The sequence below is a fragment of the Rickettsia conorii str. Malish 7 genome (assembly GCF_000007025.1).
Lineage (GTDB): Bacteria > Pseudomonadota > Alphaproteobacteria > Rickettsiales > Rickettsiaceae > Rickettsia > Rickettsia rickettsii.
Genome location: NC_003103.1, coordinates 619,296 through 634,290, shown reverse-complemented (window position 1 = coordinate 634,290; position 14,995 = coordinate 619,296). Strand labels below are relative to the sequence as shown.

Below are 14,995 nucleotides of genomic sequence, written 5' to 3'. Positions count from 1 at the left end.
TAAACATTAAATTATCTTAAAATTGATTCAAAGAAATAAATTAAGCACTACTTAAATATTTTAATTTATATTACATAATATGGTAATTAAATCAATTTGATCTAAGATTTATGGAGTTATCTGTGTATTTGTTTACTTTTTGTAGGTAATGATGCGTAAGTATGTGATTTATCGTGATTATCTACTACATGCACGTTACTATCTAAATTTGAAACTATATTTGTTGCTTCTTTTAAAACATTTAATTTATTAATATTTTTGAACTCATTTTTAAAGTTATCTTTTAACTGTTCATTGAAGATTTCTTTTGGTAAATAAATTCCACCGGTAATAGTGCCTACCCCAGTATATTTAGATTTAGAATATAAAGTAGAGGCAATATTACTTGCTAACTTTTCTAGATTTTTTGGCTCTAAAAAATTATTTATATTATCAGGATTTTCTTTAGAATATTCAGAAACGATAGGTTTTAGCATCTGATTTATCATGTAAAAATCTTCACCTCTATTATCACCTTTATCAAAAAGTTTTTGTGATATTTTCTCGCTTAAAATATTTGCCAATAAATTACTCTTAATATTTTGTTTATTTGCAATATTTTCATATAAAGGGTTCAATATTTGTAATGGAGAATTTACATGATTTGTAATATGTTTATATTGATTTGTTCTAGGAGTAGCTAGGTTAGTAACCATATTCATAGGTAGTGAATTTAGTTTTTCTATAATATAGTCTTTAATCGTTTGATTTTCTTCATATAATCTTTTTACTTGTTGAGCAAAATTTTTTTTACTAAGTACATTTCTTTTTCCTTCAGCTTGTATTTGTAAAAATAATTTATCAATTGCCTTATCAATTAATTTTGCTTGTTGTTCTTTAATTAGTTTAGGTACTAAAGGAGGGATAGCCTTATCAAGATTGTAAGTATCAGTAAGTAGCATTAAATTATCAGGTAATTTAGCCTCTGCTAAATTAATATTTTTAAAATTACAATCTTTTAAAGAAGTGACTTTAGTTAAATCTGCATTTTTTAATGATACGCCTGAGAAGTCGATATTAGATAAATCACCTACTAATATAGCGCCCTCTAAGCTGAATTTTCCATTTTGTATTTTATGTAAATTATTTCTAATAGTAATTGCATCTATAGTTTTATCTTTAAAATCTTGTGATGGACTAAATACGTCTTTTAGTTTTTCAGTAGCATAGCTAAAACCTGCTTTTATCATATTCGGCAATTGCCCTTCCAAATAATTTGTTTTTTGAGCTAGAGTATATATAGCACTAGCAGCCTCACGATAATTACTTTTTTCAACCTCTTCTATAACTTTAACTAATTCATTAGGATGGTTTAACATTGATGGAAGTACATTATATAATTCTTTCTTATCAAGGTTATTTATACCTGGTATTTCTACTAAAGTTTTATCTAAAATACTTGCAAATATTTCTCTATTATTGTTTAAATATTTTTTAATTTCAGGATTGTCTTTAGTTAAAGCTATTAACTCTTTTGCCATTCCCGTATAATCACCTTGAATAAAATCTCTAAAAACCTTTTTTAATGATTCAGATTGATCAAGTAATATAGGCATTATGCTCGTTAGCTTTGTAACATCATTCGCTTCCAGACCATAATTTATAAGTTGTTGTTTTATAGTTTGGCTATTTTTTGCATCTTGTTCTAAAACTCCTGTAATTAAATTATCAAATAGACCTCCTTTACTTTGCTCTACTAATATATCTTTTAATTTAAATGAAGGATCATTAAGGGCGGAGATTATATTACCGGTTAAACTCATATAATCGCCTTTATTTAAGTCTGCAATAATCTCATGAGCAACTTCCGGTTTTGACATAACTTCGCCTACAATACTAAGCATTTGTTTATCAAAATTATATTCTTTTGTTACGCTTTGTACGCTAGGAGTATTTTCAATAATACCTAAAGCAATATTTGGTAAGATTGTTTTATTATTAGCAAAAAAACTTTTTAATTTATCATCACCAGCTACCATTTCTAAGGATTTCTCAAGAGATATCATTACACCTTGATTTGGAGCATTAAGAGTATCAAAAATCTCTTTTGTCTCAGGCATTTTATTTAATAAAGTAGGAATAATATCTAAAATTTTAAGATCAATTTTGTAGGTTTCAAAATATTCTTTTAAGAAAGGTTTAGCTTGTTCTTTTGCTTCTTCTAAGAAATTTTCAATAATTATTTGTTTTTCAGGAGATAACTTATTAAATCTTTTTAGAGTATTAGGATTGTTTATATTTTTAGCCAGTTCTTGCTTAAAATCAGGATGTTCATTAAATATTTTTAATAAATTTTTCTTTTCGGGTTTTTGTAATATATCATCAAAAGTTTTTATATAATCGCTTGGAAGTATTTCAGTTGCTCCTGTACGTATGTATTTCGTAATATCTTCACTCTTTTCGTTAAAGAATTTTTGGAAGTTTTTATCGGTAACCAGCATATCTAAAGTTCTAGAAGTCACTTTATTCCAGTCCGGTAGCTCTTGCTTTACTTCAACTGCAATTTCTTGAAGTTTTTTAAGTACTTGTTCATTTTTAAAACATTCTTTTAGTATTTCGAGTCCCTTTTCATCTAAAGCACTCTTATCTTGAAATTCTCTAAAGCCCGCATTTGCTAAGATTTGACCTATTTTAGGCAAATCATCCGAATGTTTTTTTAAAAATTCCCATATTGGAGATTTTTTAAGAAGTGATTTTTGAAATTCCGGATCAAGATATATCTTAGAAGAGTTAGCAAGCTTAACAAGATTATAAGTATTTACAGGATTAGTTAAAATAAATCTTGCTCCGAGTAATATCGTTCTTAAGCTTATACTCTTTGAAGATGATAAGTCCTGAATTGCACTCTTTAGTACTTTATTAGCTCTAGAAGAAGATAAAACTTTTTCTACAACTTTTTGATAGTTTTTATTATTTATAACAGCCATAAAATCACTCGCTAATGTTTAAATATTCTAAATCTATTTTAAAAAATTTTTAAAAATAAAGATCAGGTATTTTTAATTTTTTGTTATTGTTGTTGTTAATATGTATACTTCGACACAACATGTTCAGCATAAGTGCTATCTGAGTATATTATTTAGCCTCCGCTGTGGCGTCCATCTCAGTGAATACTTCTTCCCATGAACCGGTAGTCGCTGCTTTTGAATATTCAGTTGTTCTATTTTCAAAAAAGTTCGTATGTTCGACTCCGTTTAGCATTTCATCAAGCCAAGGAAGGGGGTTATGATTTACCAAATATACATCTTTGAGTCCTAGTTGCATTAAACGACGGTCGGCAATATAACGAATATATTGTCTTACTTCATATGCCGTTAATCCCTCAATACCGCCAACTTCAAAAGCAAGTTCAATAAAGGCATCTTCAAAATGCACAATAGTCGTACAAGCTTCATAAATACGTTTACGTAAAGTTTCTGTCCAAACTTCAGGGTTTTCTCTTACAAAAGTCTTAAACAGAGTAATAATTGAGTTAGTATGAAGTGTTTCATCACGCACTGACCAAGCAATAATCTGTCCCATACCTTTCATTTTATTAAAACGAGGGAAATTAAGCATGATCGCAAAAGAAGCAAATAGCTGTAATCCTTCAGTAAAAGCTCCAAATACTGCGAGTGTAGTTGCTATATCTTCTTTGGCATCCACTCCGAATTGCTGCATATAATCATACTTGTCTTTCATTTCCTTATATTTAAGAAATGCTGAATATTCTACTTCCGGCATACCTACCGTATCAAGTAAATGTGAATATGCCGCGATATGTACCGTTTCCATATTAGAAAATGCTGATAACATCATTAATATTTCAGTCGGTTTAAATACTCGTGAATAATGCTTCATATAGCAATTATTCACTTCAATATCTGCCTGTGTAAAAAAACGAAATATTTGCGTTAATAGATGTTTTTCCCCTGGAGTTAAGTTATATTTCCAATCTTTAACATCGTCGGCAAGCGGTACTTCTTCCGGTAGCCAATGAATTTTTTGTTGAGTGTGCCAAGCTTCATATGCCCATGGATATGAAAACGGTTTATAAATTGGACTTGCATCAAGTAGTGACATAATTTTTCTTCTTTTAATTTTTCTATTTCTTCTTTTGAAAGCTTAGTATATTTAATTATTTTCTCGATCGGCTCATTATCCGCTAACATTTCTTTTGCTATTTTTGTATTTCTTCTAGTGTCTCCAATTTCAATACCCTCAGCTTTCCCCTCATTATATTTACTTTTTTGATTTAACTCTTCCGTTTGAGTAGCAAGCATCGCTTTAATATAATTATCATATTCTGCTTCGCTCCAGTTAAATTATTCAATAGTTTTATAAACTGATAATGCTATTTTCATCTTTTGTATGTTGCGGGGGTTCTTTTGCTCTATCGAATTTAGCCATCATATATAACCAATCATCTTCTAAGCTTTCTAACTCATCTGCTTCTTTGGTAAATTTGTCTAATTCAACAAATACGCAAGCATTTAAGTTGATGCTTACCGTTGCCGACATTAATAGTTTGATGATAGCTAATACATTCTTTTTCCTCGGGCAATGCCTGAAATCCAGAAATAATTACTACCATTACTACAGGAGCTAGATCAACATATTCTTTTCCTCTTTTTAATTGCGAAGAAAATGCTATACAACTGTAAAATGGTACTCTTGCTAAAGAAGCATCGGCATAGCCGTCTTGCATCTCAACAATATAAATATTGCCGGAGTTATCTCGAACTTTTACGTCTACTATACTCCTTGTATTCTGCCCTAAATCCGGCGCTTGTTCGTTTGAAATATATTCAAGGTTGATAATCCTTAACTCTTCAAGTAACCTCATAATATATTGAGAAAGCCTAGTCACCTTGTTTTATCCGTAAACAATTTTTTAAATGCTACATCATTTGTTGGGTCTAAATATCTTTGCATAGTTATACTTACTGACAAGCTAAGCATTCTTCGTAGTTACCGGTTTCTGCTAACTTATCGTTTTGTTCCTCTAAATCTTTAAAATCGGCCTTTAATACGTCATGCGAGATCTTATCAGCTCGCTGTATTGATGTCGATCTACAGTAATATAAACTTTTTACCCCTTTTGTCCAGGCTTTAAAATGAATATTATTTAAATATTTCTTACTAACATTCCCCGGTAAAAAGATGTTTAAAGATTGTGCTTGCGTAATGTAAGGAGTACGATCGCTTGCCAGTTCAATTAGCCAATTCTGATCAATTTCGTAAGCGGTTTTGAAAACCTGTTTTTCTTCTTCGGATAAAAATGTTAAATGTTGTACTGATCCTTCATGTGTTGCAATCGAAGACCAAACTTGATCATTATTAAATCCTTTCTCCTCTAATAACTTTTCTAAATGTTTGTTACGCACGTTAAAAGAACCGGTTAAAGTCTTTTGTACAAAGCTATTAGCGGCAAACGGCTCTATTCCGGGTGAGGCATTACCTGCTATTACCGAAATTGAGGCGGTAGGTGCTATTGCGGTTTTATTGCTAAATCGTTCATTACTTCCTGCATCTAGAGCATCAGGACATGCTCCTTTTTCTTTACCGATTTCTATTGAGGCTTTATCAGTTTCAGCAGATATATATTCAAATATTTTTTTATTCCAAACTTTTGCCATAACCGATTCTATCGGTACTTTTTTCATTTGCAAAAATGAATGGAAGCCCATTACGCCAAGTCCAACGCTGCGCTCACGTAAAGCCGAATATTTAGCTCTTGCCATAGTATCCGGTGCTTTATTAATAAAGTCTTCTAAAACATTATCAAGGAACAACATAATAGAATGGATAAACTCTTTATCGTCTTTCCACTCTTCGTAATACTCTAAATTTAAAGAGGAAAGGCAGCAAACAGCAGTTCTTGACTTGCCTAGATGGTCAATTCCCGTCGGCAATGTAATTTCGCTACAAAGATTAGACATTTTAACTTGAAGCCCTAATTTTTTATGATGCTCAGGGATAGATTTATTAACACTATCGATAAATAACAAGTAAGGCTCACCTGTTTCTATTCTAGTAGTTAATAACTTAACCCATAAATCTCTTGCTCTAACTTTATTTACGACTTTTTTGGTAGCAGGACTAACAAGGTCAAAATCCGTATTGTTTTCAACTGCTTTCATAAATTCATCGGTTATAGCTATACCGTGATGAATATTAAGAGCTTTACGGTTAACATCCCCACCTGTCGGACGTCTTATATCGATAAATTCTTCAATTTCAGGGTGATTAATAGGCAAATATACAGCCGATGAACCTCGTCTAATAGAACCTTGCGAAATAGCAAGAGTCATAGAATCCATTACTTTAATAAACGGTATAATACCAGATGAATGACCTTTATCACGAATCCCTTCATTAATAGCACGAACATTACCCCAATAACTGCCAATCCCGCCACCGCGTGCAGCAAGCCAAACATTTTCTGTCCATAAATTTACTATATCGTCTAAGCTATCATCGGTCTCATTCAAGAAGCATGAAATAGGAAGTCCCCTATCCGTTCCGCCGTTACTTAAGATTGGTGTTGCTGGCATAAACCACATTTTACTCATATATTCATATAACTTCTGAGCATGCTGTTTATTTTCGGCATAATAACTAGAAACTCTTGCAAATAAATCTTGAAAATCCTCACCTTTCATAAGATATCGATCTCGCAGAATAGCTTTACCGAAAGGAGTAAGTAAATTGTTATGGTTGTTGTTTATAGTGATTTGAAATTTATTTTTTTTAAACGTGTTCATTATAGGTACTAATGGGGTTGTAGGATTTATAATGCTTATTTTGAAAAAATGACACCATATTCAGTGTATAGAATCTTCACTTAAGTAGACACGAGAATAATAATTTATTCAATATAAATATTTATTTTTTTTTAGATTTTTGACTTGACACAACTCACTCTTGATTGCTATATAAAATAGTTTGTACAAATATTATACTTTCTTAAGGCACAAACAGTCTTATCCTGCGGAAGTAAGGCAACGTTGCGTGGTTCCCGGTTGCATTTTCGCGTAGACATAAGTTTAAGGATCGATTCCATCTCTGTCATCTCACGATCAAGTCACAGCGTAACAGAAAGAAAACCGATCCATGCAACAAGACCTTATCTATACGGGAATAACGTATGTAGTTATAGTAATATAAAACTTAAATTGTTTTTGATATTATAATAAAAATACAGCTTCATAATACTGGACAGCAATGTCCTAGCACCCTAGGAGTCAATCCATGTAAGCAACAAAGTTAGAACCTAGGCTGAAGAATTTTGATTTTAAAGATTTTTTATTATATAGCCATGGCTGGGTTACGGTAATAGTGTCTTGAAACGTGCTGGCAGCAGCAAGAGGTTGTGACGGCAGACGTGCATATACGGTATAGTTTTTTGTGACCGGTTCAAGACCTAGTGTATAGCTATCGGTAAATGTTACAGTACTACTAGTACCGTTACCGAGGATTTGAGTAAAACCGGCATCTTTATACAAATTATAATTCAGCTTACGTACCCCATTAATCATATTTCTAAATATTAGCAGCTCCCGTACTAAAAGTTACGGTATAGCTAACAAGTAGTGAGAATAAAGCACCACAAGTAACTGAAGCAATAACGGCAGTTGTGCTAATGGCACCGACATTAAAACTACCGAAATTTACGGTTGGAACTGACGGATTACATGTTGCAAGTAACGCCATAGCATTTCGTGACATAATCATGTTGATTAATAATATTATTATTGATTTCTTGACATTGCTTAAAAAGAATTTGTCATACCGTGGTGGTCAAGCCACGGTATGACAACGGAGCGTTTTTAGTCCACACAGGAGTAACAATAAAGTCTTCATTTGCATATTGCTTCGCCTAAATCAATTAAAGGGTCATTTAAATCTCTATTAACCGGTACGCTAAAATGACAGCATTTATTATTCTCCTCATTCTCGTCACAAATAGAACCGTTTAATACTTCAAGATCTTTAATATATATCTTACCGTCATAAGCCTACAAATATTTCTTCATCTAAACCTTCAATACTCACGTACTATCAAATACTGTCATTTCAATGCTTTTAATTATTTTAATATTAAAGTCTAATAATACCGCTGATTTTGTTCTTGGAGCAACTTTCAAAGCAATTTCTTCAAACTCTGTATTAAGAGGTAGATTTTCATCATCTAGTCTTATTTCGGAAGGAACATACGGTGTTAAGTTAGGTACAAGCATTTTACCTTTATCATCGGTATCACCGGCTATTATTATAAACCCCGACATTCTTTAAACTATTTACTTTAATCAAAGCAAGACCTCCGTTAATCGGTCTTGTCTCATAATAGCTTTTATCAATAGAGAAAATTCCTCCTTTGATATTAAACTGTTTCATTATTGCGGTATCATTTTTCTGCAGATAAACTCCAATATCATTATTTTTACCGTTACGGTTAACTTGTACATTGTAATTTGTAGCTTTAGCTTTGATCAGGTTAGCATTATATCCCCATCCCATATTTGAAGTAATCAGCGAAGAAACACCAAGTTGCTTTGTATGATATTTATTTTGATATAAAATATAAATCGGTCAATGAAATGCTTTTATTGGAATCTAAATTCAAGTTAAATGGTATATAGGCAAAATTATTTTTACGTTTACTATTTAAATCGGTACCTATAGTAAAACTTAAGAAACCTTTTTTAGTAATATTTCTTTGATAAGTCGATGATAATATATTTGAGCGTTTACCTTTTTGCATTGTGTTATTTACGACAAAAGACAAAAAATTAACACTTATATTACCAAAATCGGTATTACCACAACTAGCTAAAATCTGATAATTTAAACTTGAGAAAATCTTATCGGGATCGTTATATACGTCCTGATAATTACTATTATTCCAATCTAAATTACTATTAATATCAAAATATTCCGATTCATAAGTATAGCCGCAATTAATTCTTTGACAGCGACCGAAATTTTTGATATTATTTGCAGCTGAAATGCCTATAATAAATTGCTGATTTTTAAATTATTACCCCTACTGCTCCATTATTTTTTAAAAATTCAAAATGTCCGCCGCTTGTTAAATAATCATTCATACCAAGCATATAATCAGTATTTAGAACTAAATATTTATAAGCACTGCTATATATAGTAAAATCTTGTCTTTGAAAACCTGCTTCGTAAGAGAAATGTGAAAGCCCGGGACGTAATAAGCTCGGTGATGCGTAATAAGGAATAGTCATTGTCTAAACTTTACCGGTTATATCTTGCGTTTTAACTATTAAATCACCTCTACCGGTGATAACCGGAATATTGGTTATATCAAAATCCCCCATATGAGCTTTAGTATTATATATAGGTATACTATTTGAAAATATCTCTATACTGCTTGGAAGTTCTGATTTCCCTCTAAAATCCAGTAACGGATAGGTAACTAAATTCGGTCTAACTGCAAAATTAGTAGCATACTGAATACCGGCAAATCTAGTTGAATTAGACCAAGAAGACACTTTAGTTATGCTATTATCCCCTACCCACCAATTAGTCATCTTATCCACATTCTCATATGTCCAATTTGTGTCTAAACGTGTAAATTTATTTTGGTTTTTTGTGGTATTTGTGATTTTAGAAAAATTTGATTTAACGGCTTCAGTTTGAAATAAGAAACTATAACTATACACCGTGTTCAGTGAAATAATTGAGTTCCTCTACTCCGGCTAAATAATTAATATCATCATTTGGACTAAGAGTCACATCATAGTTTAAATATACCCCACTAATAAGTTTAGTATCGACGTTCTTCATAGGACCACCTGAAGCATCAAATGATTGAGGTTAAATTTTTCTGCTGGAAAAGTAATATTTAAATCTAAATTCTCAAAGTTTAAATCATATTTAGTACCCTCAAGCAAATCTAAATTAATATATGCAGTATCATGATAATTCACTAAACCCTGCTTAAGATAATCTTCTTGAACATCAAAATGTTCTATATCTTCAAGAGGAATTAAATAATGACCTTGAGCGTTTTGCACTATAGTCGGCAATATATCGGTTTCGGTATAATTAACTTCTAACGAAACCATCAATTCACTCTCACCCGCAATTTCATTAGCACTATTCTCAAATTTTACTGCTAGAGGTAATTGGGGCAATAACCCTAACTCCTGATCCTCATGTACGTTTGTATCCGCTGCCGATTCAAGGCGAAGTATCACCAAGAGATTCAGAGATAACTCCACCTGCAAAAACTCACCGGTATAAAAAAATAATACCTATAAAAACCGATATTATTGTATTTAAAAAGCACATTGCTTTAATTTATTTAGTTTTAAAGATAAAGATTTTTAACCTGATATTGTTATAGGTATACTATGCTGAACAACAAGATCTACGGTGGAGGTAACACTATTCTCTAACTTCACTCTACGAGGTAATTCTTTTATAAAAATTCTATATTTTGCTTTAGTAGAATAATTCTGTGTGTTTTTTAAAGCTACCCGTATCAATTGTATTTTACCATCATGTAAGGTAAATGTTACTGGAGTTGCCACTAAATCTTTAGTTTCTTTATATTCTTCTATACCATCTTTATATGTACGCTTTAAACGAATTAATTGAAACTTTTTAGGTGCATAATCATTATTTTGCACCGTCATAGTTGCTACTATATATTGACAGGTACGATAGTGGTACTGGCAAAAGAATTAAAAGTCAAGAATATAGATAGGATAGGTAGAAATCTTAAAAAATATTTATATCAATATGCCACGATTATTGTAATTGTATCATTATAAGTATCGGAAGGAACATTTGCTCCTTGAAGTATTTTGCCGTATATTGTGAGCGTTTGATCTAGTCCTGTTCCCATTACCCAGTCACTTGATTGATGTCCCCAATTCTGCGTTCTCCCTGCATTGGAGTAAAGATTGTAAGGTAAATAACTATTAGTGTTAACAACACCAGTCATTTTACGGGTACTAGTTGTAGCAGCAGGTGCAGTACCGGCATTTAATGCAACAGTATAATTAGTACCTAAAATACACTTTATTATAATTGTATTTGTTTGCAGAGCATCAACAGTTGGAACATACGTACCGAAAGCTAAAGGAGTAGCCGAACTATACAAGACGGTAAAACCATCGCACTAACAAGGAAAAAAGCATTAGCGGAGGAGGCAAAACTATTGCCCGTACTTATAGTTAAGATAATAAAACCGATAATATTTCGTAGAATCTTAATTTTCATAATTTATTATAAAAATAATTAATTTCTATTATTAATCTTTTACAAAGTTTAACGATTTTACAAGGCTAGTTTAAGAAATGGTTATATTTAAATATGAATTGATGATATTTGCCTCACAGAATTTGTTTTGGTTTTTCTTTAAATTTTATTTTTTACATTAAAATATAATGAATATAACCCAAATTAGCTATAAATAGATTCTTTATGTAGAAAAATTACAAACAGATAAAGAATCTATTATAATTACCAAAAGCGATAGGGAAGTAGCACAAATATTACCTATAAATACTAAAAAATCTCATTATTCGGTATGCTACAAAACAAAGCCGAGATAAAAGCGGATATATTAGAACCCGTAGAAGAAAAGTGGAATGCAGCACAACCTTTAAATGCATCTCGTCTAGTATAATATCCGACAGTTTTTAAAAATCCCCCTGCGAAAGTGTTGGATTTCTATAAATATACTCACATAACCATTGATTATTTTCTCAATATCCAATAAAATCCTTTGTAAAATTTAAATATAAAAAGTATGTATAATACTGATGTTGTAATAATAGGTGCCGGTCCGGTTGGATTATTTGCAGTTTTTCAAGCAGGAATGCTTGGCATGAAGTGTCATGTTATTGATGCACAAGAAGTTATCGGCGGTCAGTGTATTACCCTATATCCTGAAAAGCCTATTTACGATATACCAGCATATCCTAAAATTGCAGCAGAAGAGCTAATAAAACAGTTAGCACTTCAAGCAGCTCCTTTTAACCCTATATATCATTTAAATCAGCAAGCTATAGAGCTAAATAAACAAGATGATTTTTTTGAAATTAAAACCTCAAAAAACACTCTTATTAAAAGCAAAGTTATTATTATTGCAGCAGGAGCAGGTTCATTCGGTCCAAACAAACCGCCCCTTGCGAATATTGAAGATTTTGAAAGCAAGTCAGTTTTTTATTTCATCAATGATAAAAGCAAATTTGCGGGTAAAAATATAGTTATAGCAGGCGGCGGGGATTCGGCTGTTGACTGGGCTATTTCTCTTTCAGATATTGCAAATAAAATATATTTAGTACATAGGCGGGATAAATTTACGGCAGCTCCTGAAAGCGTAAGGCAATTAAGACATATTGCAGAAACCGATAAAATCGAGTTAATAACCGGTTATCAATTAAATGCTTTAGATGGTAATAATAGTGAACTTCAATCGGTTATAGTTAAAGATTTACAAAATAATACTCGCAAATTGGATGCCAATATATTACTACCTTTTTTTGGTTTAAAACAAGATTTAGGTAGCTTAGCAAATTGGGGTTTAAATGTTAAGCTTCACCATATTGAAGTAGACTCTTCCTATTATCAAACTAATATAGAAGGTATTTACGCCATTGGCGATATTGCTCATTATGTTGGTAAGCTTAAGCTGATTCTTACGGGTTTTGCTGAAGCGGCAAGCAGTCTTCATCATGCTTATAGTAGAGTATTTGACGGCAAGGCTCTACATTTTGAGTATTCTACTACCAAAAATACGGGGAAAAGAAGTAAGAGCGTGACTAAATAAAGAGATCGTCATTGCGAGCAACCGTAGAGAGCGTGACAATCTCATGAAACAATAACAAACTCCTGAGATTGCTTCGTCAATTACTTACGTAATTTTCTTGCAATGACGTTAAAACTGAACGGAGACAAAAATAAGAGTGAATAATATAATTGACGGTAAAGCATTAGCCAATGAGATACTAGCAGACTTAAAGCTAGAAATTCAAGAACTTACAAGCCAAACCAACGCTTCACCGAAGCTTGCTATAGTCCTAGTAGGCGATAATCCGGCAAGCATTATTTATGTAAGACACAAAATAAAAAATGCACATAAAATAGGAATTTATACTTTATTAATAAATCTATCTGCTACTATTCATACTAATGATTTAATATCAAAAATCAATGAGTTAAACCTTGATAACGAGATTTCAGGAATTATAGTTCAGCTTCCTTTGCCAAGCTCCATAGATAAAAATAAAATTTTATCTGCAGTATCACCTTCTAAAGATATCGATGGTTTCCACCCTTTAAATGTCGGTTACTTACATAGCGGAATTAGTCAAGGCTTTATTCCCTGCACTGCTCTTGGTTGTCTTGCAGCTATAAAAAAATACGAACCTAATTTAACCGGTAAAAACGTTGTAATTATTGGACGCTCAAATATAGTAGGCAAACCTTTAAGTGCTTTACTGTTAAAAGAAAATTGCAGCGTTACTATTTGTCATTCTAAGACACACAATTTACGCTCTATTACTTCTAAAGCCGATATTGTCGTTGCTGCAATAGGCTCACCTTTAAAATTAACTGCAGAATATTTTAATCCTAAATCTATAGTAATTGATGTAGGCATTAATAGAATTAGCAGCAATAAAATTATCGGTGATGTTGATTTTGAAAATGTTCAGTCTAAAGTACAATATATTACTCCCGTCCCAGGCGGCATCGGACCGATGACTATTGCGTTTTTACTTAAAAATACGGTTAAGGCATTTAAGGATTCCTTATATACTCTTGATACGTAAAAAGTAGATAGACGACGCCAATTTTTCAAATTAAACGAGTATCTTATAAACATTTTCAAGTTCTACATAATGTCTTACATTATCTTGCATATATTCTAAATCTTGATCGGTTAAATATCTAACAAATTTTGCAGGGGATCCCATCCATAATTCTTGAGATTTAATTATCTTCTTTGGCAGGATAAGACTGCCTGCAGCAATAAAAGCATATTCTTCTATTACTGCATAATCCATTATCGTAGCACGCATACCGATAAAAGCATTATTATGTATTGTACAGGCATGAATAAGAGAGAGATGACCGATAGTTATATTATCGCCTATTTCTACCGGTCCGTTAAACCTTGAAGCATGAATTACACTACCGTCTTGTACGTTAGTATTATTTCCTATTTTTATTGATTCAACGTCGCCTCTAAGCACCGTATTAAACCAAATGCTTGAATTACTACCTATTTCTCTCCTATTAAAGAGCTGCTTTCGGCAATATATGCACTTTTATCGATTCTTGGCGTAACTCCTTTGTAAGGGATAATGAGCATTAATTATAATCTACCCAAGAAATATTACCGTCTTTACGATAATAAACTATATTGATACGATCATTATTTATATTTTTAAATACTACTACAGGTAAATCTTCTAAATCCATTTGCATTACCGCTTCTTTTACTGATAATTTTAATATTTCTACAGGCTTTTCAGCGATAATTGCCGGATTATCATTATCTTCGGCGTTAGAGGTTTCACTATCAGATTGCGGATTAATAATATATTTGGTACCTTCGTAAGCAATTTCTGATATTTTTACTTTACCCGCATGATGATTTTTGAATTTTGATTTATATTTTCTAAGCTGTTTTTCTAGTTTTGACATAGCTTTATCAAAAGCTACATATATATCACTACAACTATCATTACTTTTGACTATATTATGTTTACCGGAGCCATATTTTACTATAATATCACATTTAAAGTTAATTCCTTCTTTTGAAAAATGTATATCTATATTTATTATATCGGTAAAATATTTTTTAACGACTTGCGTAGCCCTCTCTTTTGAATATTCTTGTAAATTATTACCGATAGAAATATGTTGACCTGAAACTGAAATAATCATAAATAACCTTTATAATCTGAAATAATTAATATATAGG

16 protein-coding genes and 3 pseudogenes are annotated in these 14,995 nt (G+C 31.7%); 2 read left to right on the top strand and 17 right to left on the bottom strand.

What is annotated here, in order from left to right:
• Window positions 1-116: 116 nt before the first annotated feature.
• The 15 genes and pseudogenes from RC_RS03285 to RC_RS03215 all read right to left on the bottom strand — a co-directional run bounded on the left by RC_RS03285 (window position 117) and on the right by RC_RS03215 (window position 11,161).
• Window positions 117-2,966 (bottom strand): pentapeptide repeat-containing protein, encoded by a 2,850-nt coding sequence (locus RC_RS03285; protein ID WP_010977278.1) that lies wholly within the window; start codon window positions 2,964-2,966, stop codon window positions 117-119.
• A 148-nt stretch (window positions 2,967-3,114) separates the two neighbouring features.
• The gene (locus RC_RS03280; RefSeq protein WP_004995690.1) at window positions 3,115-4,101 is read right to left on the bottom strand and encodes a ribonucleotide-diphosphate reductase subunit beta; all 987 of its coding nucleotides are present in this window, start codon (window positions 4,099-4,101) and stop codon (window positions 3,115-3,117) included.
• Window positions 4,102-4,356: 255 nt separating this feature from the next.
• Window positions 4,357-4,539 (bottom strand): hypothetical protein, encoded by a 183-nt coding sequence (locus tag RC_RS10270; RefSeq protein ID WP_010977276.1) that lies wholly within the window; start codon window positions 4,537-4,539, stop codon window positions 4,357-4,359.
• On the bottom strand, window positions 4,493-4,888 hold the full coding sequence (locus RC_RS09870) for a PD-(D/E)XK nuclease family transposase (protein WP_010977275.1): 396 nt from the start codon (window positions 4,886-4,888) through the stop codon (window positions 4,493-4,495). The genes RC_RS10270 and RC_RS09870 overlap by 47 nt, the downstream gene beginning before the upstream one ends.
• Window positions 4,889-4,961: 73 nt before the next feature.
• A complete protein-coding gene (locus tag RC_RS03265; RefSeq protein WP_010977274.1) occupies window positions 4,962-6,785 on the bottom strand; it encodes a ribonucleoside-diphosphate reductase subunit alpha in 1,824 nt (607 codons plus the stop codon).
• A gap of 480 nt (window positions 6,786-7,265) precedes the next feature.
• Window positions 7,266-7,755 (bottom strand): annotated as a pseudogene (locus RC_RS09010) (spore coat protein U domain-containing protein).
• A gap of 317 nt (window positions 7,756-8,072) precedes the next feature.
• Window positions 8,073-8,309, bottom strand: coding sequence for a fimbria/pilus outer membrane usher protein (locus tag RC_RS03255; RefSeq protein WP_004995697.1), 237 nt, complete (start codon window positions 8,307-8,309; stop codon window positions 8,073-8,075).
• The gene (locus RC_RS03250; protein ID WP_010977272.1) at window positions 8,281-8,541 is read right to left on the bottom strand and encodes a hypothetical protein; all 261 of its coding nucleotides are present in this window, start codon (window positions 8,539-8,541) and stop codon (window positions 8,281-8,283) included. The genes RC_RS03255 and RC_RS03250 overlap by 29 nt, the downstream gene beginning before the upstream one ends.
• A 46-nt stretch (window positions 8,542-8,587) precedes the next feature.
• On the bottom strand, window positions 8,588-8,809 hold the full coding sequence (locus tag RC_RS03245; protein ID WP_010977271.1) for a hypothetical protein: 222 nt from the start codon (window positions 8,807-8,809) through the stop codon (window positions 8,588-8,590).
• Between the two features lie 244 nt (window positions 8,810-9,053).
• Complete coding sequence (locus RC_RS03240; protein ID WP_010977270.1) at window positions 9,054-9,275, bottom strand: hypothetical protein; 222 nt, start codon at window positions 9,273-9,275, stop codon at window positions 9,054-9,056.
• A 3-nt stretch (window positions 9,276-9,278) separates the two neighbouring features.
• Window positions 9,279-9,713: a fimbrial biogenesis outer membrane usher protein gene (locus tag RC_RS03235; protein ID WP_010977269.1), complete on the bottom strand. Its 435-nt coding sequence runs from the start codon at window positions 9,711-9,713 to the stop codon at window positions 9,279-9,281.
• Window positions 9,706-9,837 (bottom strand): hypothetical protein, encoded by a 132-nt coding sequence (locus RC_RS03230; protein WP_012150834.1) that lies wholly within the window; start codon window positions 9,835-9,837, stop codon window positions 9,706-9,708. Before RC_RS03230 ends, RC_RS03235 begins: the two co-directional genes overlap by 8 nt.
• Window positions 9,834-10,187: a hypothetical protein gene (locus RC_RS03225; protein WP_016830774.1), complete on the bottom strand. Its 354-nt coding sequence runs from the start codon at window positions 10,185-10,187 to the stop codon at window positions 9,834-9,836. The genes RC_RS03230 and RC_RS03225 overlap by 4 nt, the downstream gene beginning before the upstream one ends.
• A 192-nt stretch (window positions 10,188-10,379) precedes the next feature.
• Window positions 10,380-10,691 (bottom strand): fimbria/pilus periplasmic chaperone, encoded by a 312-nt coding sequence (locus tag RC_RS03220; protein WP_010977267.1) that lies wholly within the window; start codon window positions 10,689-10,691, stop codon window positions 10,380-10,382.
• Between the two features lie 101 nt (window positions 10,692-10,792).
• Window positions 10,793-11,161, bottom strand: coding sequence for a Csu type fimbrial protein (locus RC_RS03215; protein ID WP_010977266.1), 369 nt, complete (start codon window positions 11,159-11,161; stop codon window positions 10,793-10,795).
• Window positions 11,162-11,812: 651 nt separating this feature from the next.
• Between RC_RS03215 and RC_RS03205 the strand changes: the two are divergent.
• Together RC_RS03205 and folD are read left to right on the top strand one after the other, a co-directional pair.
• Window positions 11,813-12,819: pseudogene (locus tag RC_RS03205) on the top strand (NAD(P)/FAD-dependent oxidoreductase).
• A gap of 152 nt (window positions 12,820-12,971) precedes the next feature.
• Complete coding sequence (gene folD, locus RC_RS03200; protein WP_004995703.1) at window positions 12,972-13,838, top strand: bifunctional methylenetetrahydrofolate dehydrogenase/methenyltetrahydrofolate cyclohydrolase FolD; 867 nt, start codon at window positions 12,972-12,974, stop codon at window positions 13,836-13,838.
• 30 nt (window positions 13,839-13,868) lie between these two features.
• On the opposite strand, the pseudogene RC_RS03195 reads toward folD, so the two are convergent.
• Window positions 13,869-14,380, bottom strand: a pseudogene (locus RC_RS03195) (gamma carbonic anhydrase family protein).
• Window positions 14,380-14,958, bottom strand: coding sequence for a ribosome hibernation-promoting factor, HPF/YfiA family (hpf, locus tag RC_RS03190; RefSeq protein ID WP_010977263.1), 579 nt, complete (start codon window positions 14,956-14,958; stop codon window positions 14,380-14,382). The pseudogene RC_RS03195 and the gene hpf overlap by 1 nt, the downstream one beginning before the upstream one ends.
• Window positions 14,959-14,995 lie beyond the last annotated feature (37 nt).

Bases quoted from the DNA above. Each gene is read 5' to 3' on its own strand.
- RC_RS03285 (WP_010977278.1), bottom strand. From the start codon at position 2,966: ATGGCTGTTATAAATAATAAAAACTATCAAAAAGTTGTAGAAAAAGTT.
- RC_RS03280 (WP_004995690.1), bottom strand. From the start codon at position 4,101: ATGTCACTACTTGATGCAAGTCCAATTTATAAACCGTTTTCATATCCA.
- RC_RS10270 (WP_010977276.1), bottom strand. From the start codon at position 4,539: ATGTCGGCAACGGTAAGCATCAACTTAAATGCTTGCGTATTTGTTGAA.
- RC_RS03265 (WP_010977274.1), bottom strand. From the start codon at position 6,785: ATGAACACGTTTAAAAAAAATAAATTTCAAATCACTATAAACAACAAC.
- RC_RS03255 (WP_004995697.1), bottom strand. From the start codon at position 8,309: ATGTCGGGGTTTATAATAATAGCCGGTGATACCGATGATAAAGGTAAA.
- RC_RS03250 (WP_010977272.1), bottom strand. From the start codon at position 8,541: ATGGGATGGGGATATAATGCTAACCTGATCAAAGCTAAAGCTACAAAT.
- RC_RS03240 (WP_010977270.1), bottom strand. From the start codon at position 9,275: ATGACTATTCCTTATTACGCATCACCGAGCTTATTACGTCCCGGGCTT.
- RC_RS03230 (WP_012150834.1), bottom strand. From the start codon at position 9,837: ATGAAGAACGTCGATACTAAACTTATTAGTGGGGTATATTTAAACTAT.
- RC_RS03220 (WP_010977267.1), bottom strand. From the start codon at position 10,691: ATGACGGTGCAAAATAATGATTATGCACCTAAAAAGTTTCAATTAATT.
- hpf (WP_010977263.1), bottom strand. From the start codon at position 14,958: ATGATTATTTCAGTTTCAGGTCAACATATTTCTATCGGTAATAATTTA.